1 pseudogene is annotated in these 294 nt (G+C 69.4%); it reads left to right on the forward strand.

The features are described 5' to 3' along the window. Positions 1 to 294, forward strand: a pseudogene (locus JNB88_RS33285) (efflux transporter outer membrane subunit); the annotation flags it as partial.

Here is a 294-nt window from a genome sequence, read left to right on the forward strand (position 1 = left end):
CGGAGATGCCGCTTCCGGCGAAGTTCAGCGAGGGCGGCGCCAAGGATATCGGCGACGTTTCGACGACGGCGTGGTGGACGGCTTACCGTGACCGGAAGCTCGACGCGCTGGTGATGCAGGGGCTGAATGAGAACCTGTCGGTGCAGCAGGCGCTGGAGCGCATCAACGCGGCCGCCGGCGGTGTCACCGTGGCCGGTGCCGGCTCGCTGCCGAGCCTGTTGGTCGGCGCCAGCCAGACCACCAGCGGTTCGATGGGCGAGCGCCGCACCTCGATCGGCGCCACCAATGTCAGCG

Source organism: Rhizobium cauense (genome assembly GCF_019511525.1).
GTDB lineage: Bacteria > Pseudomonadota > Alphaproteobacteria > Rhizobiales > Rhizobiaceae > Rhizobium > Rhizobium cauense.